This is a genomic window from Haliea sp. E17 (genome assembly GCF_048323675.1).
In the GTDB taxonomy this organism is placed as follows: Bacteria; Pseudomonadota; Gammaproteobacteria; order Pseudomonadales; family Halieaceae; genus Mangrovimicrobium.
This window is the reverse complement of the sequence record NZ_JBLWFK010000004.1, coordinates 475407-495231: the sequence shown is the minus strand read 5'-3', so window position 1 is coordinate 495231 and position 19825 is coordinate 475407. Positions and strand designations below refer to the sequence as shown.

Genomic DNA, 19825 nt, shown 5'->3' with positions numbered 1-19825 from the left:
CTCAGTTGCCTGACCAGGGTTCGCGCATGGTGACGAACTCCTCGGCGGCGGTGGGATGGATGCCGATGGTGCTGTCGAAGATTGCCTTGGTAGCGCCCGCCTTGAGGGCGATGGCGATACCCTGCATGATCTCGCCGGCGTCCGGTCCCACCATGTGCACGCCGACCACCCGATCCGTGGCCCTGTCGACAATGAGTTTCATCAGGCTGCGCTCGTCGCGTCCGGAGAGCGTATGCTTCATCGGTTTGAACGTACTCTTGTAGATTTCGACGTCTCCAAACTCCGCCCGCGCCGCTTCCTCGGTGAAGCCGACGGTGCCGATGTTGGGCTGGCAGAACACCGCCGTGGGAACGAAGTCGTATTCCGGCCTGGCGTCGAGGCCGCCGAACTCGCGCCGGGCAAAGGCCATGCCTTCGGCCAGGGCGACCGGGGTGAGCTCCATGCCGCCGGTGACGTCACCGAGGGCATAAATCGTCGGTTCACTGGTCTGGAAATGCGCATCCACGGCGATATAGCCCTTGTCGTCGCAGCGGACGTTGACGTTTTCGAGTCCCAGTCCTGCCAGGTTGGGTTTGCGGCCGGTGGCATAGAGCACCGCATCTGCGTGCAGCGTATCGCCATTGTCGAGCGTGACATGCAGGCCGTTGATGCCGGGCCGCAGGCTCGCCACCTGGGTCTGGAAACGCAGGTCGACGCCGCTCTTGGCGATTTCCTGTGCGGCGTGCTGGCGCAGGTCCTGGTCGAAACCGCGCAGGAACAGCGGCCCGCGATACAACTGGGTCACGTCGGCGCCCAGGCCGTTGAAAATTCCCGCGAACTCGACCGCGATATAACCGCCGCCGACCACCACAAGGCGCTGGGGAAAGTCTTCCAGGTCGAAGACTTCATTGGACGTGATGGCGTATTCGCTGCCGGGAAATTCCGGGATGTAGGGCCAGCCACCGGTGGCGACCAGGATTTTGCCGGCGCTGAACTCGCGGCCGTCCACCGCCACGCGACTGGGCCCGAGGATGCGGGCGCGGCCGTCGATGATCTGCGCGTTGGCACCGCCGAGAATATTGCGGTAGATCGCGTTGAGCCGGGAAATTTCCACCTGCTTGTTGTCGCGCAGGGTAGCCCAGTCGAAAACCGGTTCGCCGCTGTCCCAGCCGAAGCCCTGGGCGTCGCGGAAGCCCTTGCCGAATTCCGCGGCGTAGACGTACAGCTTTTTCGGCACGCAGCCCACGTTGACGCAGGTGCCGCCGAGGTAGAGGTCTTCGGCCACGGCTACCCGGGCGCCAAAACCGGCCGCCATGCGCGCGGCGCGCACACCGCCGGAACCCGCGCCGATGACGAAAAGGTCGTAGTCGAAGTCAGCCACCTGGTTTTCCCCTCTGTGCAATGATTCCGGGATACCCTGTGCGCGAGCACAGTCCCCGGTGCTTCCTAGTCTATCAGCAGGCGCCGTCACCCTGAACCACGCAAGTGGCTTTCGGAAGGGCTTGTAACCTCGCGACAGGCCGTTACCATTGTGCGCAGCCGCGAAGCTGGCCGCCGCGGCGTACCCCATGATGAAAACAAGGTGACCAAATGAACAGGTTTCTAGGCGCGGCGCTGTTTGCAGGCGCATTGGCACTGGGCATAGGCGGTGCCCGGGCAGAAAGTGAAGCAATAGCCACCGAGATACCGGTAACGCCCGACGAAGTGACGATGCTTGACGGTTCGGTAATCAGGGGCAAGGTGCTCAGTGTGCGCGACGGCGCGCTGGAACTGGAAACCGATTTCGCCGGCACCCTTGCCATCCCGATGGAAAAAGTCAGCGATATCCGCACCGCGGCTCCGGTGGTAATGGAACTGGTGGACGACACCGTGATCGAGGACCAGCCGCTGGTGGTCGAGCAACAACAACTGGTCGTTAGCGGCGTCGCCGCCGACGGCGAGGTCCCCGACCTGGAAGACCTGCTGTTGGTGAATCCCGAGCCCTGGGAGCTGGGCCAGGGCTATAAATGGACAGGCCTGGTGAACTTCGCCCTCACCATGGAGCGCGGCAACACCGATACCGACGAACTGGACTACCGGCTGGAAAGTGTCTGGCGCAGCGAGAAGGATCGCTACACCCTGCGTTACTTCGGCGAACTGGATGAGGTGAATGGCCTCAAGAATGCCGATAACTGGACCGTTCAGGGCAAATACGACTATTTCTTCGACGGCCCGGCCTACGGCGGTATCCAGGCCTATGCGGAGGCGGATAAATTCGCCGACCTGGACCTGCGCTATTACATCGGTCCCTACATCGGCCGGGAATTTTATACCGACCCGATTTTCGCCCTCTCCGCAGATGCGGGCCTGGCCTACGTCAACGAGGATTACATTGTGGCGCCGGACAACGACTACCCCGGCGCGACCTGGAATATCGACTTTACCAGCAACTACCTGGGCGGCGATTCGCGCCTGTACTTCCTGCAGAACGGCCTGTGGAACCTTAACAATACCTCGGACGTGGTGGTGAATACGACCTTTGGCCTGGCCTTCCCGCTGCTGTGGAATTTCGAGGCCGCGGCGGAAGTGCTGCTGGAATACGATTCCGGTGTTCCGGACACCGTCGATGAGCTGGACCAGACCTACTCGGTCCGCCTCGGTTACACCTGGTAAGTCGGCGGCCGGGCTGCAGGCGCTGCCCCCGGGCGTTAGCGACAGCCACGAAAAAGGGCGACAATGTCGCCCTTTTTCACAGCCAGCAAAGCATCAACGCTTGCCGCGCAGCAGGCGCCGGAACCAGTCGGCCCAGGTTTCGTGCTTGTAGTCGGTGAATTCGCCGGCATCCATGAACATGCCGTGGTCGGGGCACTCCTCGAACCAGATGTGTTTCTGTTTTGGGTCGGAGCGCTTTTCCATGTCCTTGCCGCAGCGCGGGCAGGAGATATCCTCTACCGCATCCCACTTGCGGCCTTCGGAGGAGGCGCCCAGGTCCAGTGCATCGCCCATCCACTTGCCCTTCAGGGCGTCCGCTTCCCCGGTATCGAACCACAGCCCCTGGCAGTGGGAACAGCGATCAATCGTCACGTCGCCGTAGGTGACCTCGTTCATGCCATGGCCGCACTTGGGGCACTGGATGCTGTGAGTTTCGGGGTTGAATTCCATGTGATGGTCCCTGTGATGTCTGGAGAGTCTGTTATCGCGCTGCCGGTGCAGCAGCCCCCATGGCTCCGAGTCTAGCCGATACAGCTGAATCTGTCTTCCCGGGCCAGTGGGTGAAATTTCAGTGTGGCGTAATTTGGAATTATTATACGCAGCCCGGGATGATACAAGTTCGGAGAATAATGCATGCGCTATCCCCTCGTTTTACTGGCCGCAGGCCTGGTCGCTGCAGTGGCTGCGCCGGCGCAGGCCGAGTCCGCCGAAGCGGGGCGTCCCCTCTATGTGGTCTGTGCCAGCTGCCACGGGGCTGACGCCGGGGGGAACCCCGCCCAGGGTGCCCCGCGACTCAATCACCTGGCGCCGGTCTACCTGTCCACCCAGCTGGAGAAATTCCGCAGCGGACTGCGCGGTGGGGAAAGCGACAGCCCGCGGGCCCAGGCCATGGCGGCCATGGCGAAAAGCCTGCCGGATGACCAGGCGCTGTACGCGGTGAGTGATTACATAGCCAGTCTCGACAGTCCGGTCTCGCCGGTGACGGTTAGCGGGGACAGCGGGCTGGGCGGCGACTATTACCGGCAGTTGTGTGGCGCCTGCCACGGCGCCGATGCGATGGGTAACAAGGCCCTGCATTCGCCGCGCCTGGCGGGCAGTGATGACTGGTACCTGGAAAGCCAGTTGCATGCCTTCCGCGAGGGTAGCCGGGGCAGTACCCCGGCGGACCTGAACGGCCGGCAAATGCGGGCGATGGCCGCTACCCTGCCCGATGACCAGGCCGTCCGCGACGTGGTGAGCTACCTGCGCAGCCTCGCGAAATAGCGCCTGTGGGGCAGTTGCTGCGCGTTACCCTGGTTGCCGCAGGCCTGTACTGCAGTGCCGCTTTCGGTTTTACCCTCAGCACCACCTGCCCCCCGGGCTTCGAGCTTGAGCGGGGGGGCTGCTTCCTGCGCAGCCTGTATCGGCAGTATGACTCGCTGCAATCGGCGGGTGTGGGAGGCCTGAAGAGCGGCTTGCCCGCGCTGCGCGAAGGCTTCACGCCGCAGCAGATCGATCTCGGCCGCTACCTCTTTTTCGACCCGCTGTTGTCCGCCGACCACAGCCTGTCCTGTGCCAGCTGCCACCAGCCGCAACTCGGCTTTGCCGATGGCCGGGCGCGCAGCGCAGGCGTAGGCGGTGAACTGCTGGAGCGTTCGGCGCCCAGCCTGTGGAATGTGGCCTTCCAGCGCCGCCTGTTCTGGGACGCCCGGGCCGACAGCCTGGAGGCGCAGATGCAGGGGCCCCTGTATGACCCGCGGGAAATGGCGACCACCCCGGCCAGCCTGCTCGAAGCGCTGCGCGCCAGCGCCGCCTACCGGGCGCTGTTCGCCACGGCGTTTCCCGGCACGGATACGATCGTACTGGCGTCTGTGTATACCGCACTCGCCGCGTTTGAATCCTCGCTGATATCGCTGAACAGCCGCTATGACCTGTACGCCCACGGTGCCGCGGGAGCGCTCAGTGACCGCGAGAAGGAGGGACTCAACGTGTTCCGCTCGTTTGTGGCCCGCTGTGCCGAATGCCACACTCCGCCCCTGTTCAGCAACCAGCAACTGGCGGTCATCGGTGTACCCGAGGCCGATGGCGCTCCCCTCGACCCGGGCGCCCAGCGCGCCACCGGGGACGCCAGCCTGCGCGGCGCCTTCAGGGTTCCCAGCCTGCGCAATGTCGCCCTCACCGCGCCCTACATGCACGCGGGCAACTTCGCCACACTGCGCGCGGCCGTCGCTTTCTATAACGGTGGCCGCGGTCACGCCGTTCCCGCTGGCGAGCAGCTGAATATTCACTGGCATATCTGGAATCCCCGGCTCAGCGACGAGGAAGTGGATCGCCTGGTGGATTTCCTCGGCGCCCTCAGCGACCAGAGTTTCATGCCGCAGGTACCCGCGCAGTTGCCTTCGGGATTGCCGCCGGTTCACAATCGGCCGGAAGCCGCCGCCGGTTCGCAAGGAGAATAACACTATGCGCAAGCTGATCGTCCCGATTGTCACCCTGGCCCTGCTGGCGGGCGCCTACCAGCTCGGCACCCGGCAGCGCGCCGAACCCGTCGTGATAAAAGTGCCCTCGACGCCGGCGGCCCAATTCAATTCCGCGGGTAGCGAGTCGGTGGGGGCGGTTGCGCAGGACGCGGTGCGCCGGCTGGCGACACCGACCAGCGGCGAAGTGATCCTGGTGCGGGACGGTGAATCCATACAGGACGCGGTAAATCGCGCGGCGCCGGGCGCCGTGATCAAGGTCATGCCCGGCACCTACCGCGAGACCGTGTATATCGACAAGGACAATATCACCCTGTCCGGAGTGATCGAACAGGGCAACTACCCGGTGCTGGAGGGGGACGGGGTGCGCAACGACGCAATTCTCTATTCCGGCAATGGCACCACCATCGAGAATTTCCATATCACACACTACAAGGGCAACGGCGTGATGGGGCAGGCCGGTAACAACTTTATCATCCGCAACAATATCGTCGTGGATACCGGGGTTTATGGCATCTTTCCCCAGCTGGGCCAGAACGGGATTGTCTCCCACAACGTGCTTTCGGGAATTGAGGACGCGGCCATCTACATCGGCATGTCCGACAATGTCGACGTGGTCTACAACCGGGTGTTCGAGAGTGTTGCCGGCATCGAGATCGAGAACAGCCGCTCCGCCCTGGTGGAGGCCAACTACGTCTATAACAACACCGGCGGCATTCTCGCCTTCGTCACGCCGGGCCTGCCGATCAAGACCTGTGGTGACGTGTTGATCCGCAACAATTTCGTGATCGATAACAATCACGAAAATTTCGCTGTGCCCGGATCCATTGTGGCCAATGTCCCCGCGGGCACCGGCATGCTGGTGATGGCCTGTGACGATGTGGTTATCGAGGGCAATATTGTCACCGGCAACAATTCTGCCGGCATCATCTTTACCGACTTCACCCTCGCGACCAATATTCCCAACGACCCCGGATCGGAACCCAATCCCAATCGTCCCAAACTGCTCGATAACCTGATGCGCGACAACGGCCTCGATCCCGCGCCTGTCGTGCGCGCCTACCTGGCAACCCAGCTGGAAAGCCGGGGACCCGACATCGTCGATACCGTGGGAATGGATGATGGCTGCATCCTGCACCCGGCGCGCTACCGCACCATCGGACTGGAAAAATACGGCGAATGCGCCTTCGACACGACAGCGAAGGTCGCGACCTATACCCTGCCGCAGCCGGTTCCGCCGCGCGGCCTGGAAAATGTCGATATCGGCAAGCTCACCTACTACGGTATCTGCGCCGGCTGCCACGCTTACTCCGTGCGTCTGATCGGCCCGCCGACGCAAATCATCCAGGCGCTCTACATGGACAATCCGCAGGGCATTGCCGCGTACGCCCGGCAGCCGGTGAAGAAGCGCGAGGATTATCCGGAAATGCCGCCGCAGCAGCACCTCGACGGGGAAACCTTGCTGGCCGCCGCACGCTATATGCTCTCGCTGAAAAACTGAAAAAACTGCGCCCCGCCGCGGTAGGTTTTTTCCGCGGATGAAAAAGTCGTATTCGCGCGGCGGTTTTCTGCCTACACTTAGAACGCGGTATCCCAACCTCAGACGGAGCGACACGCCCATGCTGGAGAAAGAACTCGCCCAGGCTACCCGGATGGCGGCCGAGGCCAATAAAAAAGTGGAGCAGCTTCGCAAGAAGCTGGTGGCGGAAACCGAACAGGCCAGTTCCAGGGCCAAGCGTGAACTGGAGGCGGCGCGCAAACGGCATCGCACGGCCAACGACAGGCTGAAAAAGGCGCGCGCCACGCTGAAAGCGAAGGCCACACCGCGCAACCAGGAGAAGGTGGATGCACTGGTTAAACAGGTGCAGGAACTGGCGGAGTCGGTCGCGAAAATCGCCGTTGCAGCCTATGAATCCGCGCAACAATACGGTTCAGTAAAAGCGGACCTGATACTGATCGAGCGCAAGACCAAGGCGGCCGACCAGGCGGCAAAGATGGTAGAGAAGGCCTACGGCACCACAGTGGCGAAAAAAGCGCCGGCGAAGAAAAAGGCGGCGGGTAAGAAAGCCCCGGTGAAAAAAGCTGCCGCGAAGCGTAAACCGGCCGCCAAAAAGGCGCCGGTGAAGAAGGCGCCCGCCAAAAAGGCAGCTGCTCGAAAAGCACCGGCGAAGAAAAAAGCCGCCACGCGACCCAAGGCAGCACCCAAAGCCGCTACCCCCTGATCCACACCCGCCGGCCGGGGCCGCCCGCAGTTAGAGGCGCCTCCGGCCAGCCCGGGGAATCAGGTATCCCGCCGGGGCCCGGTGAGGGCGGGTGCCACGCGTTTGAGGGATTGCCAGCACCGGCACAGTTGGACGGCGGGCTAGCTGGCGCCGTCTTCGCCCGATAGCGCCTGCGGGCCCCCTGGTTCTTCCGACAGCTGCTGCTGCGCGCTGAAGCGGTAGGCGAGGTAGTACCTGAAGATATTCGCCACATACTGCACGGAGTTCTTTCCGACCTGTTCCGCAACCAGCAACTCGACGTTGTCGAACCAGCTGTTCGGGTCATAACCCATTTCTGCGGCTTTTTCGCGCATCACGGCCATCCGGTGCGGGCCGATATTGTACGCGGCCAGCGCCATCAGTGTACCGTTCATGCGGTCCACTTCGGGTTCCGGGAAGTAACTGTCGCGCAGGTAGGCAACGTACTTGATGCCGGCCTCGATGTTGGCCTCCAGTTGGTGGATGTCGGCGATGCCGACGTTGCTGTCGACCGCGGTGCTGGGCAGTATCTGCATGACACCGATCGCCCCGCCGGGACCGCGGGCGTCCTGGTTGAGCCGCGATTCCTGGAAGCCGACCGCCGCGGCGAGCTGGTAATCGACCCCGTATTTTTCCCCGTACTGGATGAACAGGTGCTGCAGTGCCATGAACTGGTGGTAGTCCTCGCTGCTCAGGGTCGGTGTGACCCAGTCCGCCTGTGCCAGGAAACGGCTTGCGATCTGCTCCAGCTCGCCGTACTCCAGACTGCCCGCAAGCCAGAGTTCGCGCAGCGCGGCCTCGTCGCCTGCGTCATGCATGAAGCTGTCGGCACCGTTTTCCCAGGTGTTGGCGCCCGGCCCGAAAATACCCTCGGGGTAAGGCGCCGTGTGGTTGTCGCAGGCAGCGATGTGCAGGCACAGCGCGAGCGTCAGGAAAACCTGTATCAAGTGTGGCATGGTCGGTCCGGGGGGCTTGCGGGATACGGTGCTCGCGGCAATTGCCGCTTACATCCGCAGCAGGATCTTGCCGGTGTGGGTGCCGCCCTGCATCCACTGCTGCGCCGCGTCGACTTCCTCCAGCGGGAATACCCGGTCGATGACCGGGCGCAGGGCGCCGCTGTCGAGATGAGGGTACAGGTGCTGGAGAATTTCCTCCTTCATGACGGCCTTCTGGGCGAAGGACTGGGCACGCAGTGTCGAGCCGGTAAAGGTCAGGCGCTTGAACAGCAGCGGCGCAAAGTTTACCTCGGCCTTGAAGCCGCGGATGAAGGCGATGGATACGAGGCGCGCCTCGGGGGCGGCGACATTGAAATTCTTCTGGATGAAGTCCCCGCCGACCATGTCGAGGATGACCTCGATGCGGTTCGCCAGGCCGAGCCCGGCGAGGGCCTGCTCGAAGTCTTCCTCCCGGTAATTGAACGCGCGGGTGGCGCCCAGGGCCTCCAGGGCAGCGCATTTCTCCGCGCTGCCGGCGGTGCTGTAGACGTCCGCGCCGAGGGCGCGACAGGCCTGTATCGCCAGGGTGCCGATACCGCTGGCGCCGCCATGAATGAGCACGCGTTCACCGGCCTGCAGCCGGGCGCGCTGAAACAGGTTGTGCCAGACCGTGAACAGGGCTTCCGGCAGGCCCGCAGCGGCTTCCAGGTCAATGGACGCGGGCACCGGCAGGGACTGGCTGGCGGGCGCCAGGGCCCAGTCGGCATAGCCGCCGCCGTGGGTGAGGGCGCAGACCCGGTCGCCCACTGCCCAGCCTTCCACGCCAGCGCCGATCGCCGCGACGCGCCCGGAGACCTCCAGGCCCATGATGGGTGAGGCGTCTTCGGGCGGCGGGTAATGGCCGGCGCGCTGTAACAGGTCGGCGCGGTTGAGGCCGGCGGCGCAGACCTCGATCAGCAATTCACCAGCGGCAGGCTGCGGTACAGTGTCCCGCTCGACCGAAAGCGACTGGTCCGCGGGATTGATCGCGACGTAACGCCGCATGCTCAGTCAGCCTGCAGCGCCACGCGCCAGCCGTGGGGGTCCTCGGCGGCACCACTCTGAATCGAGCAGAGCTGCTCGCGCAGGCGGGCCGACCAGGGCCCCATCTCGCCGTTGCCGACGGTGATGGTGGCGCCGTTGTAGACCAGTTCGCCGACCGGGGTAAGCACCGCCGCGGTCCCGGTCAGGGCTGCTTCGCCGCGCGGGGCGCGTTCCAGCAGTTCGGCCACGTCGAAGTCGCGTTCGACCACGTTCAGGCCGGCGGCGCGGGCCAGGGTGAGGATGCTGTCGCGGGTAATGCCGGGCAGGATCGAGCCGTCCAGGGGCTTGGTGATCAGTTCCTCGCCTTCAATCAGCACGAAGTTGGCGGCGCCGGTTTCCTGGATGACGCCGCCCGGTGCGAACAGTACCTGGTCCGCATTGAGTTCCTTTTTCGCCATAACGACTTCGCGCAGGGCGGCGGCGTAGTTGCCGCCGGTCTTCACCTCGCCAAAGCCCGGCGTGGTGCGCTGGGCCTTGTCATCGACCTTCACCCGCAGGGGCTTGAGGCCGCCGGCAAAGTAGTCGCCGACCGGCGAGGCCAGGACACAGAAAGTGGCGCGATCGCAGGGGCGGGCGGCGGCGCCGATATCCTCGGTGGTGCCGAAGAGGGTAGGCCGCAGGTAGAGGGCGCCCGGGTACTCGGGAATCTCGTCCACCGCGGCGGCAACCGCCATCTGCAGGGATTGCAGCATGACCTCTTCCGAGGGGGCCGGCAGCAACAGCCGGGCCGCGCTGCGCTGCATGCGTGCGACGTGGCTGTTCGGGCGGAACAGGTGCACGCTACCGCTGTCGCTGCGGTAGGCCTTGAGGCCTTCGAAGCATTCGCTGGCGTAGTGAAGGACGTGGGTCGCCGGGTGCAGGGCAAAGGGTGCGACGGGCTCGAGGCGCGCCGGTGACCACTGCCCGTCACTGAAATAACTGGTAACCATGTTGGCTGTAAAACTGGTGCCGAAAGCCGCCATCGAGGGTAACTCTTCACTGTTCAGGAAAGATAACAGTTAATCATAACCCGAGATTGGGGTTTTTAGGGGGAGTGTCCGGTGAATTGCGGCAATTTTCACGCTGGATCATGGGGCAGCGACCCGGGGGTGGAATGCACCCGCTACGGGCGGCGCAGGATGTGGCTTTTTCGCCACTAAAGCGCGGATTAATCACTCCGCTCATGGCATGCTTGGGCCTGCTGCCGGTGCGGGTTGGGCACGCCGGCAACGCGGGGACAGGGGGGCGACGTTGGACGTCAGGATTGGAATGGACATGCGCCTGTGGGGCGAGACTACTGGCGTCGCGCAGCTGCCGGTGCTGGAGAGCCTGGCAGGCCTGGGTTACCACGGGGTCGAGATCCCGGTGAACGGGCAGGGCGAATCGGTGCTCAAGCTGCTGCGCGTCGCGCTGTCCGACCTCGGTCTCGCCGCTACCGCCAGCACCCGGCTGCCGGCCGAGGCCAACCCGGTCTCTCCCGATCCGAAGGTGCGTGCCCGGGCGCTGGACTACCTGCGCCGGCGAATCGACGAGGCGGCCCTGATCGGCGCCGAATTGCTCGCTGGCGGCCTGTGCCAGGCGCAGGGCTGCCTGTCCGGCACACCGCCCACCGACCGCGAATGGGAGTGGAGCCGGCACTGCCTGCAGGCGGCGGCGGAACACGCGGCCGGGCTGGGCCTGGCGCTGGGGCTGGAGTTCCAGAGCCGCTATGACGCCCACCTGGTGAATACCGCGAGCGCCGCGGCGCGGATGTGCCGGGACGTGGGGCTGGATAACATCGGGGTCACCTACAATACCTTCCACGCCCACCTGGAGGAGTTCAACCCGGCGCGGGCACTGCCCGCCGCCGGTGACTACCTGTTTCACGTGCGCCTGTCCGAGAGCCACCGCGGGGAACTCGGGCGCGGCCAGGTACAGTGGCAGGAAACCTTCGCCACCCTCGCCTTCCTCGACTACAGCGGCTGGCTGGTAGTCCAGGCGCTGGGCATCGCCGAAGAACCTGCCCGGCCCGAACATATCTGGCGCGACAGTTTCGACAGCCGGGACGCGCTGGCCACCGACGCCATCCGCATGGTTGAGAGCGCGGTCCGCATCCAGCGGCAGTAGCCCTTGCCTAGTGGCCCTCGGGAAACAGCACGCTGGCGCCAGCTTCGGCTTCGCTGGCGGCGCGGCGCATAAATTTGAACAGTTCCCGGCCAATGCCCCACTCGCAGTCGTCGGATACGCGCGGTGCCGGCTCCCGGTACTCCCACTCCACGGCGTCCACCAGGCAGTTCAGTTCGCCCTTCTCCGCATCCACGCGGATCACGTCGCCGTCGCGGACCTTGGCGATCGCACCGCCGTGCGCGGCCTCGGGACTCAGGTGGATGGCGGCGGGAACCTTGCCCGAAGCGCCGGACATGCGGCCGTCGGTGACCAGTGCCACTTTGTAGCCGCGATCCAGTAGCACCCCGAGGTAGGGGGTCAGTTTGTGCAACTCCGGCATGCCGTTGGAGCACGGGCCCTGGTAGCGGATGACCGCCACCAGGTCGCGATCCAGTTCCCCCGCATCGAAGGCATCCTTCAGCGCCTCCTGGGTCTCGAATACCCGGGCGGGGGCCTCGACCAGCCAGTGTTCGGGGGCCATGGCGGAGGTCTTGATGACGCAGCGGCCGAGGTTGCCCTGCAGCAGGCGCAGGCCGCCCTCGGGAGCGAAGGGCTGGTCGGCGGGGCGGATCACCTCGGTGTCGGCGCTGCTGGTGGGGCCGGCCACGTAGTGCAGGCCACCCTCCTGCAGGCGCGGCTCGCGGGTGTACAGGGACAGGCCCGCGCCCCAGTTGGTAAGCACTTCTTCATGCATCAGGCCGGCTTCCAGCAGGGTTCTGATCACGAAGGCCGAGCCGCCGGCGGCGTGGAAATGGTTCACGTCGGCGCTGCCGTTGGGATAGACCCGCGCCACCAGCGGGGTGATGGCGGAGAGCTCGTGGAAGTCCTGCCAGTTGATATGGATGCCCGCGGCGCGGGCCACGGCGATCCAGTGAATACTGTGGTTGGTGGAGCCGCCGGTGGCCAGCAGGGCGACCAGCGCGTTGACGATGCACTTTTCATCTACCACCCGGCCCAGGGGAGTGTAGTCCGGCCCGAGGTCGGTGATCCGGCACAGGCGCTGGGCCGCCTCCCGGGTCAGCGCATCGCGCAGGGGGGTGCCGGGGTGCTCGAACGCGGCGCCGGGAATATGGATGCCCATGGCTTCCATCAGCATCTGGTTGCTGTTGGCGGTGCCGTAAAAGGTGCAGGTGCCGGGGCCGTGGTAGGCCGCGGACTCCGCCGCCAGCAGTTCCTCGCGACCCACCTTGCCCTCGGCGAACTGCTGCCGAACCGCGGCCTTTTCCTTGTTGGAAATACCTGTGGTCATGGGACCCGCCGGGGCGAAGATCACCGGCAGGTGGCCGAAGGAGAGCGCGCCGATCAACAGGCCCGGGACGATCTTGTCGCACACGCCGAGGCAGATGGCGCCGTCGAACATGTTGTGGGACAGGGCCACCGCGGTCGCGGTGGCGATCACGTCGCGGCTGAACAGGGAGAGTTCCATGCCCTCGGCGCCCTGGGTGACGCCGTCGCACATCGCCGGCACGCCGCCGGCGACCTGGGCCGTGCAGCCGATCTCGTGGACTGCCCGCTTGATCAGCGCCGGGTAGGTCTCCAGCGGCTGGTGGGCGGAGAGCATGTCGTTGTAGGCGTTGACGATGCCGATGTTGGCCGCCTCGGTGAGCCGCAGGGTCTGTTTCTCGCCGCTGTCGCAGGCGGCGTAGCCGTGGGCCAGGTTGGAGCAGGACATGCGGCTGCGCGTCGGCCCCTGGCCGCGCAGCTTATCCATGCGCTGCAGGTAGGTGGCGCGGCTGTCGCGGCTGCGCTCGACGATGCGGTCGGTAATTGCGGTCAGTCTCGGGTCAGTCATCAGGGGGCCCACCAGATGGTCGCGGGGTTGGCTTGCTGTTCGGTAATGGCGGCGACGGGGTAGTGCCGCGCGGCGGCTGCGGCGAGCACGCCGGTTTTTTCCTCGCCGGTGATATGCAGGATGATCTCGCCCGCCGCCAGCACCACCGGCAGGGTGAGGGTAATGCGCTGGTGCGGCGCGGTCACCGGGTCGCAGGTACCCAGCAGCGCCGGGTTGCCGGGGTCCAGCAGCGCGGCGAGATTGGCGGCCCTGGGGAACCAGGAGGCGGTGTGGCCGTCGCCGCCCATGCCCAGCACCACGCAGGTGAGGGGCAGCGGAAGCGCCGATAGCTGTTCCGTGGAGGCCGCGAGTCCCTCGCTAGCGGAAGGTGCCGGCGATTTCAGCCCAATGAATCGGGCGTCCGCCGCGGGCCCGACGAGCAGGTTTTCCCGCAGCAGTCGCTCGTTGGAGTCGGCGTGGTCGGCATCCACCCAGCGCTCGTCGACCAGGGTGACATAGACCCTGTCCCAGTCCAGTGGCTGCCGCGACAACTGCGCGAACATGCCTTTCGGTGTGCTGCCGCCAGACAGGGCGATGCTCGCCGCACCGTGTTGTTCAATTGCCGCGCCGAGGCGCGCGGCCAGGTGCGCCGCCAGCGCGCAGTCGAGTTCTTCCCGGCTGGCGAAGCGGCGCCATTCACTCATGCCACTGACGTCCATCCACCGCGATCAGCGCGGTGGCCGCGTTGGGTCCCATGGTGCCGGCGTTGTAGTTCTTGATCGGCGTGCTGTTTTCTTCCCAGGCGGCGATGATGGTATCGATCCAGCGCCAGGCGGTTTCCACCTCGTCGCGGCGCATGAACAGGGTCTGGTCGCCGTGCAGGGCATCCAGCAGCAGCCGCTCGTAGGCGTCGTAGCTGTCCTCCACCCGCTGCTGGTCGTCGGTGAGGTGCAGCTCTACCGGTTGCAGCTTGAGCTTGCTGCGCAGCCCTGGCTTCTTGTTCAGCGTGTGCAGGGAAATACTTTCCTCCGGCTGCAGGTGGATCACCAGCTTGTTGGTCAACTCCTGCGGGTCGTTGGCGAACAGCGAAAACGGCGGCCGCCGGTATTCGATGACAATTTCGGAATAGCGCCGCGACAGCCGTTTGCCGGTGCGCAGGTAGAAGGGCACGCCGGCCCAGCGCCAGTTGTTGATGCTGGCCTTCAGGGCGACGAAGGTCTCGGTGTCCTCGGCGTGCTGGAATTCGTCCTCCTCGAGGAATCCCTTCACCGCGTGGCCATCCACCGCGCCCTCCGCGTAGCGGCCGCGCACCGTGCGCTCCTTGACGTTGGCGGCGGTGATCGGTTCGAGGCTGCGCAGGACCTTCATTTTCTCGTCGCGGATATCGCTGGCCTGCAGGCTGGCAGGCGGCTCCATGGCGACAATCGACAGCACCTGCAGCAGGTGGTTCTGCACCATGTCGCGCAGGGCGCCGGTCTCGGCGTAATAGCTGCCGCGCCCGGCGACGCCGATCTCCTCCGCCACCGTGATCTGCACGCTGCTGACAAAGGTGTTGTTCCACATCGGCTGGAACAGCTGGTTGCCGAAGCGCAGGGCCAGCAGGTTCTGCACCGTCTCCTTACCCAGGTAGTGGTCGATGCGGAAGGTCGCCTCCTCGCTGAACACCTGGTCCACCTGGTGATTGATCTGCTGGCAGGAGGCGAGGTCGTGACCCAGGGGCTTTTCCAGCACCACCCGGCTGTGCTCGCCCACCGCGCCCGCGGCCTGCAGTTGCTGGCAGATCTCGCCGTAGAGCGCTGGCAGCGTGGCCAGGTAGTAGAGCTGCCCCTGTGAATGCCCCTCCTGCAACAGGCTGGCGAGCGCGCGGTAGTGCTCCGCGTGCGCCGCCTCGACCCGGACATAGTGCAGGCGCTCGCGGAATTCGCTCCAGATGGTTTCGTCCCAGTCGTCATCGGGCAGGTAGCGCAGCAGGTTGTCGCGCGCAATCTGGCGAAAGGCGTCGGTATCCATCTCGCTCCGTCCGGTGGCGACGATGCGCTGCAGGCGCTCGGCGAGGCCGTGGCGGTGAAGTTGAAACAGGGCTGGCAGCAGCTTGCGGGAGGAGAGGTCTCCGGTGCCGCCGAATATGACCAGGTCGACCAACTGACTCATGCGCTAATGAACCTCGAACTGTAGCAGTACGATAGCCGGGTGAATTGCCTTTACCAGGGCGCGAGCGTGTATTGCGAGTAGCGGTGCTGTTGTGAACTGAACGCCGGATTCTGTGCCCGGCTTTTCCTGCTTTGTTTCATGGTAGCAGGATTTTTCGGGCGCTGCTCGCTGTCTGTTTTTTTCCTTTGGAACGCGGCGACCGCTGCGCCGGGCGGGTTCCGGCGGCCCTAGACGTCCGCCCCGGCGGTCGCCGCGATCTGCCGGTACCAGTGCACCCCGTGCTCGTCCCGCCGCCGGGTAATCCGCCGCCGGCGCAGCAGGCAGTTGAGGTGGGCGAGCGTCTCCCCGGTCGCCGCCCCGAGATCCTCCATGCCGATGGTGCGCCTGAACAGCGCCGGGAAACAGTCCACCACCCGCTTGGGCTCGGTGAGGAAGGCGAACAGGTTGCGCAGGTCGCGATTGTGCGACTCGATGACCTGGCCGAGGCGGTAGTGCAGGCCCAGGAAAGGCGCCTCGTGGGCGGGGAGCACCAGCAGGTCGTCGGGCAGCGTGTCGCGCAAATCCGCGTTGGAGGCCAGCCATTCGCGCAGCGGGTCGCCCTCCGGTTCAGTGGGGAAGACACTGACATTGGGGGTGATGCGCGGCAGGACCTGGTCGCCGGAAATCAGCAGCTTGAGCGCCGGGCAGTAAAGGGCGACATGTTCCGGCGAGTGTCCCCGGCCCACCAGCAGCTGCCAGTAGTGCTCGCCGATGGTGATGGTTTCGCGGTCGACCAGGCGTCGGAAACTGTCCGGCAGCGCGTAGACGTACTGACCAAACTGGCCGAAGCGGCCCTTGTAGTGGTCGAGCTGCTCCTCGGTATAACCTGCCCGGCGATAGAACCGCAGGGCCACTTCCGGCGCCGGGCGACCGGTATCCGCCGTCAGTGCCTTGCACATCAGGAACTCCTCGCGGGACATCCACAGCTCGCAGTCAAAGCGTTCGGTCAGCCAGCCCGCCGAACCCACGTGGTCCGGATGCAGGTGGGTGCAGATGACCCGGGTGACCGGCTTGCCGCCCATGAAATCGCTGAAGATGGTCTCCCAGGTCTCGCGGGTGGAGGGAATATCGAGACAGGTGTCGACAATCGTCCAGCCCTCGCCGTCCTCCAGCAGCCACAGGTTGATATGGTCCAGCGACATCGGCATGGCAAAGCGCGCCCAGTACACGCCGGGGGCGATCTCCTCGGGCTTGCCCGGGCGGATGTCCGGTTTGCGCCCGAAGGGGTATTTGAGGCCACGATAGATTTCCGGGGTTTCTGCGAGCATTTGATTTATACCTTGCTGAGTCTTCCTATGGTCGGATTTCCGGGGGGCGCTGTCCACCCGGAGGACGTTGACTGCTTTACGCCAGTACTCCCGTATACCAGTGTAAGAGGATATGGCACTGTGGGTAGGGTGTGTGCGAGGCGTTTGGCCCGTTGAAACCGTGAGGCGACAGGACGTCGCCGACCGAGCCTGTACATGGAGGTACGCTTTTTGGCGTGTTTCAACGGGCCAAACGCCTCGCGCGCGACCGGCAATCTACCGACAAAACCCATTCAAGTGGACCGCTGCGAGTAAATGCCGGTTACGCTATGCTGGAAGCCGAAGACAAAAGGCCGAAAAGCAACAATGAGAAGTCTATGCCAGTTATTGCCCGCCCTGCTCCTGCTCAGCGCCTGCAGCACCCCGGCCCCGACAGTGAGTAATACCGACAGCGCACTCGGTCCCGGTGGCCGACCGGTGGGCGCCGCCTGGTCGCGCAGCCCGGTCTACGGCGAGCACGGCATGGCCGCCACCGCCCAGCCGCTGGCCTCGCAGGTGGCGCTGGATATCCTGCGCCGCGGCGGTTCTGCGGTGGACGCGGCGATTGCCGCCAACGCGGCGCTGGGGTTGATGGAACCCACCGGCTGCGGCATCGGCGGCGACCTGTTCGCCATTGTCTGGGACCCCGCGAGCGGCGAACTGCAGGGCTACAACGGCTCCGGGCGCTCGCCACAGAACCAGGACCTGGCGCAGCTGCAGGCGCGGATTGCCGCGGGCAGGGCGGCGGGTGCGCCGGGGAGCAATGCGCAAGGTATCCCCGCCATCGGCCCGCTGCCGGTAACGGTTCCCGGCACCGTGGACGCCTGGTTTGCGCTGCACGAGCGCTTCGGCAAACTGCCCATGGCGGAAGTGCTGGCCCCTGCGGTCGGCTATGCCCGGGACGGTTTCCCGGTGTCTCCCGTCATCGCCTATTACCTCGATCGCAACTGGGCATATTTCAGTCGCGTCTACGCGGGCCGGCCGGAACTGGCGAATATCCGCGCAACCTGGTTTCGCGATGGTTCGGCGCCCGCGGCCGGGGAAATCTTCCGCAATCCGGAGCTGGCGGCAACCCTGGAAACCATAGGCCGCGACGGCCGGGAGGCGTTTTACAGCGGTAGCCTCGCGCGGGCCATGGCCGATTATTTCGCGACCATGGACGGCGGCCTGGAATACGCGGACTTCGCCGCCCATCGCGGCGAGTGGGTTGCGCCGGCCAGCGTCGATTACCGCGGCTACCAGCTCTACGAGCTGCCGCCCAACGGCCAGGGTTTCGCCGCCCTGCAGATGCTGTCGATCCTGAAAAACGTTGAGTTAAAGCAGTGGCCGCGCGAGTCGGCCGAGGTTTTCCACTACATGGTGGAAGCCAAGCGGCTGGCCTTCGAGGACGTGGCCCGCTACTACGCCGACCCCGCTTTCAGCGCCTTCCCGGAGACCGCGCTGCTCTCCGATGCCTATGGCCGGGAGCGCTTTGCGCTGATCGACCCGGTGAAAGCTTCGCCCGCATTCGGCCCCGGTGAACCGAAAGTCGAGGGCGAGGGCGACACCACCTACCTCACGGTGGCCGACGCCGACGGCATGATGGTCTCGCTGATCCAGTCCAATTACCGGGGCATGGGCTCGGGGATGGTCGCGAACGGGCTCGGCTTCATGTTCCAGGACCGGGGCGAGCTGTTTTCCCTGGAGCCCGGGCACCCGAACGTCTACGCCCCCGGCAAGCGACCCTTCCAGACCATCATCCCCGGCTTCCTGATGCAGGACGGCCAGCCGCTGATGAGTTTCGGGTTGATGGGCGGCTCCATGCAGCCCCAGGGTCACGTCCAGGTGCTGGTCAACCTTATTGACTACGGCATGAACCTGCAGGAGGCCGGCGACGCCGCGCGCTTCATGCACGAGGGCGGCCGCCAGCCCACCGGGGTCGACGAGGACCCCCTGGGTACCCTCTACCTGGAGGCGGGCGTGCCCGCGGCGACGGCGGAACGCCTGCGCGGCATGGGTTACCGGGTGGAGATCGACAGCAGCGGTGTGCGCTTCGGCGGCTACCAGGCTATCTGGCGCGACCCGCACAGCGGTGTCTACCAGGGCGCGACCGAGATGCGCAAGGACGGTACGGTAGTCGCCTGGTAATGCGTATTTTCCGTTTTCCCGTCACTCTGGTTATCGCCCTGGGCTGGCTTCCGGGTACTGCCGGTGCGGCCATGTATTACCTGCCGCCGGCGGAGTTCAGCCTGGTCGGCATGGAGATGTCGGTCACGGCGCTGCAGCAGGACACCCTGATCGATATCGCCCGCCGCAACGACGTCGGCCAGGAGGCGATCGTGCTCGCCAATCCCGAGGTCGACCGCTGGTTGCCCGGAGCCGGGACCCGGGTAGTGCTGCCCTCCCGGCATATCCTGCCGGATGCGCCGCGCGAGGGGCTGGTGCTGAACCTGCCGGAAATGCGGGTTTACTACTACCCGAAACCCGCGCGGGGCGAGGAGCCGGTGGTCTACTCCTTCCCGGTGGGTATCGGACGCATGGACTGGGAGACACCCCTGGGCGAAACCCGGGTGATTTCCAAGCAGAAAGATCCGTCGTGGACACCGCCGGAAAGTATCCGCCGGGAGCACGCGGAGCAGGGCGACCCCCTGCCGCGAGTCGTTCCCCCCGGACCGGATAACCCGCTGGGGCGTTACGCGCTGCGCCTGGGCATTCCCGGTTACCTGATGCACGGCACCAACAAGGAATTCGGGGTGGGCATGCAGGTGTCCCACGGCTGTGTACGCCTGCTGCCGGAAAATATTGAAACCCTCTATGAGACGGTACCGGTCGGCACCCCGGTACGCATCATCAACCAGCCGGTGAAGGTAGGCTGGTACGGCGATGAGCTCTACATCCAGGTCTATCCGCCGCTGGAGGGTGCGAGCCCGGAACATTCAGACCTGTATACACTCGCGGAAAACGCAGTGGACGCGGCCCTGTTCCAGCGGCCGACGTCTATCAACGTGGCCGCCATCGAGCGGGAGCTGGCCCGGCCCAGTGGGCTGCCCGTGAAAATCTCCGGCAGCCGGATTCCGGTCTACTGACGAGC

Annotated in this window: 17 protein-coding genes; 8 read left to right on the top strand and 9 right to left on the bottom strand. The window is 65.2% G+C overall.

Translation table 11 applies throughout. From position 1 onward, the window contains the following. Nucleotide 1: 1 nt before the first annotated feature. Nucleotides 2-1360, bottom strand: a complete 1359-nt coding sequence (gor, locus tag ACNKU3_RS12820; protein WP_418259866.1) for a glutathione-disulfide reductase — start codon at nucleotides 1358-1360, stop codon at nucleotides 2-4. Nucleotides 1361-1569: 209 nt separating this feature from the next. On the opposite strand from gor, the gene ACNKU3_RS12815 reads away from it, so the two are divergent. Next, nucleotides 1570-2631 carry a DUF481 domain-containing protein gene (locus ACNKU3_RS12815; protein WP_418259865.1) on the top strand — a complete coding sequence of 354 codons (1062 nt, stop codon included), beginning with the start codon at nucleotides 1570-1572 and terminating at the stop codon, nucleotides 2629-2631. Nucleotides 2632-2724: 93 nt separating this feature from the next. Here the strand turns inward: ACNKU3_RS12815 and ACNKU3_RS12810 are convergent, their stop codons facing one another. Continuing rightward, nucleotides 2725-3120 (bottom strand): zf-TFIIB domain-containing protein, encoded by a 396-nt coding sequence (locus ACNKU3_RS12810; protein WP_418259864.1) that lies wholly within the window; start codon nucleotides 3118-3120, stop codon nucleotides 2725-2727. 183 nt (nucleotides 3121-3303) lie between these two features. Here ACNKU3_RS12810 and ACNKU3_RS12805 point away from each other — a divergent pair, with 183 nt between their 5' ends. The 4 genes from ACNKU3_RS12805 (at nucleotide 3304) to ACNKU3_RS12790 (ending at nucleotide 7348) form a co-directional block, all read left to right on the top strand. Next, nucleotides 3304-3933, top strand: coding sequence for a c-type cytochrome (locus ACNKU3_RS12805; RefSeq protein ID WP_418259863.1), 630 nt, complete (start codon nucleotides 3304-3306; stop codon nucleotides 3931-3933). Between the two features lie 5 nt (nucleotides 3934-3938). Continuing rightward, nucleotides 3939-5108, top strand: coding sequence for a cytochrome-c peroxidase (locus tag ACNKU3_RS12800; RefSeq protein ID WP_418259862.1), 1170 nt, complete (start codon nucleotides 3939-3941; stop codon nucleotides 5106-5108). Nucleotides 5109-5112: 4 nt separating this feature from the next. Further along, the gene (locus ACNKU3_RS12795; RefSeq protein WP_418259861.1) at nucleotides 5113-6627 is read left to right on the top strand and encodes a parallel beta-helix domain-containing protein; all 1515 of its coding nucleotides are present in this window, start codon (nucleotides 5113-5115) and stop codon (nucleotides 6625-6627) included. Between the two features lie 118 nt (nucleotides 6628-6745). Further along, nucleotides 6746-7348, top strand: a complete 603-nt coding sequence (locus tag ACNKU3_RS12790; protein ID WP_418259860.1) for a hypothetical protein — start codon at nucleotides 6746-6748, stop codon at nucleotides 7346-7348. Nucleotides 7349-7488: 140 nt separating this feature from the next. Here the strand turns inward: ACNKU3_RS12790 and ACNKU3_RS12785 are convergent, their stop codons facing one another. Genes ACNKU3_RS12785 through ACNKU3_RS12775 form a run of 3 tightly spaced genes read right to left on the bottom strand, consistent with a single transcriptional unit; the run spans nucleotide 7489 to nucleotide 10346 of the window. Next, complete coding sequence (locus tag ACNKU3_RS12785) at nucleotides 7489-8322, bottom strand: transglycosylase SLT domain-containing protein (RefSeq protein ID WP_418259859.1); 834 nt, start codon at nucleotides 8320-8322, stop codon at nucleotides 7489-7491. A 48-nt stretch (nucleotides 8323-8370) separates the two neighbouring features. Then, nucleotides 8371-9345, bottom strand: coding sequence for an NAD(P)H-quinone oxidoreductase (locus ACNKU3_RS12780; protein WP_418259858.1), 975 nt, complete (start codon nucleotides 9343-9345; stop codon nucleotides 8371-8373). A 2-nt stretch (nucleotides 9346-9347) separates the two neighbouring features. After that, nucleotides 9348-10346, bottom strand: coding sequence for a branched-chain amino acid aminotransferase (locus tag ACNKU3_RS12775; RefSeq protein ID WP_418259857.1), 999 nt, complete (start codon nucleotides 10344-10346; stop codon nucleotides 9348-9350). Between the two features lie 268 nt (nucleotides 10347-10614). Between ACNKU3_RS12775 and ACNKU3_RS12770 the strand changes: the two genes are divergently transcribed. Then, on the top strand, nucleotides 10615-11469 hold the full coding sequence (locus tag ACNKU3_RS12770; protein WP_418259856.1) for a sugar phosphate isomerase/epimerase family protein: 855 nt from the start codon (nucleotides 10615-10617) through the stop codon (nucleotides 11467-11469). A 7-nt stretch (nucleotides 11470-11476) separates the two neighbouring features. On the opposite strand, the gene edd is transcribed toward ACNKU3_RS12770, so the two are convergent. The 4 genes from edd to ACNKU3_RS12750 form a co-directional block, all read right to left on the bottom strand. After that, complete coding sequence (gene edd, locus ACNKU3_RS12765; RefSeq protein ID WP_418259855.1) at nucleotides 11477-13300, bottom strand: phosphogluconate dehydratase; 1824 nt, start codon at nucleotides 13298-13300, stop codon at nucleotides 11477-11479. Beyond that, nucleotides 13300-13983: a 6-phosphogluconolactonase gene (gene pgl, locus ACNKU3_RS12760; protein ID WP_418259854.1), complete on the bottom strand. Its 684-nt coding sequence runs from the start codon at nucleotides 13981-13983 to the stop codon at nucleotides 13300-13302. The genes edd and pgl overlap by 1 nt, the downstream gene beginning before the upstream one ends. Next, nucleotides 13976-15430 carry a glucose-6-phosphate dehydrogenase gene (gene zwf / locus ACNKU3_RS12755; protein ID WP_418259853.1) on the bottom strand — a complete coding sequence of 485 codons (1455 nt, stop codon included), beginning with the start codon at nucleotides 15428-15430 and terminating at the stop codon, nucleotides 13976-13978. Before zwf ends, pgl begins: the two co-directional genes overlap by 8 nt. A 227-nt stretch (nucleotides 15431-15657) precedes the next feature. Continuing rightward, nucleotides 15658-16737, bottom strand: coding sequence for an MBL fold metallo-hydrolase (locus tag ACNKU3_RS12750; protein WP_418259852.1), 1080 nt, complete (start codon nucleotides 16735-16737; stop codon nucleotides 15658-15660). 345 nt (nucleotides 16738-17082) lie between these two features. Here ACNKU3_RS12750 and ACNKU3_RS12745 point away from each other — a divergent pair, with 345 nt between their 5' ends. Next, on the top strand, nucleotides 17083-18882 hold the full coding sequence (locus tag ACNKU3_RS12745; RefSeq protein ID WP_418259851.1) for a gamma-glutamyltransferase family protein: 1800 nt from the start codon (nucleotides 17083-17085) through the stop codon (nucleotides 18880-18882). Further along, a complete protein-coding gene (locus ACNKU3_RS12740) occupies nucleotides 18882-19820 on the top strand; it encodes a L,D-transpeptidase family protein (protein ID WP_418259850.1) in 939 nt (312 codons plus the stop codon). Before ACNKU3_RS12745 ends, ACNKU3_RS12740 begins: the two co-directional genes overlap by 1 nt. Nucleotides 19821-19825: the final 5 nt, after the last annotated feature.

Bases quoted from the DNA above. Each gene is read 5' to 3' on its own strand.
- ACNKU3_RS12815 (WP_418259865.1), top strand. From the start codon at position 1,570: ATGAACAGGTTTCTAGGCGCGGCGCTGTTTGCAGGCGCATTGGCACTG.
- ACNKU3_RS12810 (WP_418259864.1), bottom strand. From the start codon at position 3,120: ATGGAATTCAACCCCGAAACTCACAGCATCCAGTGCCCCAAGTGCGGC.
- ACNKU3_RS12805 (WP_418259863.1), top strand. From the start codon at position 3,304: ATGCGCTATCCCCTCGTTTTACTGGCCGCAGGCCTGGTCGCTGCAGTG.
- ACNKU3_RS12795 (WP_418259861.1), top strand. From the start codon at position 5,113: ATGCGCAAGCTGATCGTCCCGATTGTCACCCTGGCCCTGCTGGCGGGC.
- ACNKU3_RS12790 (WP_418259860.1), top strand. From the start codon at position 6,746: ATGCTGGAGAAAGAACTCGCCCAGGCTACCCGGATGGCGGCCGAGGCC.
- ACNKU3_RS12785 (WP_418259859.1), bottom strand. From the start codon at position 8,322: ATGCCACACTTGATACAGGTTTTCCTGACGCTCGCGCTGTGCCTGCAC.
- ACNKU3_RS12780 (WP_418259858.1), bottom strand. From the start codon at position 9,345: ATGCGGCGTTACGTCGCGATCAATCCCGCGGACCAGTCGCTTTCGGTC.
- ACNKU3_RS12775 (WP_418259857.1), bottom strand. From the start codon at position 10,346: ATGGCGGCTTTCGGCACCAGTTTTACAGCCAACATGGTTACCAGTTAT.
- edd (WP_418259855.1), bottom strand. From the start codon at position 13,300: ATGACTGACCCGAGACTGACCGCAATTACCGACCGCATCGTCGAGCGC.
- pgl (WP_418259854.1), bottom strand. From the start codon at position 13,983: ATGAGTGAATGGCGCCGCTTCGCCAGCCGGGAAGAACTCGACTGCGCG.
- zwf (WP_418259853.1), bottom strand. From the start codon at position 15,430: ATGAGTCAGTTGGTCGACCTGGTCATATTCGGCGGCACCGGAGACCTC.
- ACNKU3_RS12750 (WP_418259852.1), bottom strand. From the start codon at position 16,737: ATGCTCGCAGAAACCCCGGAAATCTATCGTGGCCTCAAATACCCCTTC.
- ACNKU3_RS12745 (WP_418259851.1), top strand. From the start codon at position 17,083: ATGAGAAGTCTATGCCAGTTATTGCCCGCCCTGCTCCTGCTCAGCGCC.
- ACNKU3_RS12740 (WP_418259850.1), top strand. From the start codon at position 18,882: ATGCGTATTTTCCGTTTTCCCGTCACTCTGGTTATCGCCCTGGGCTGG.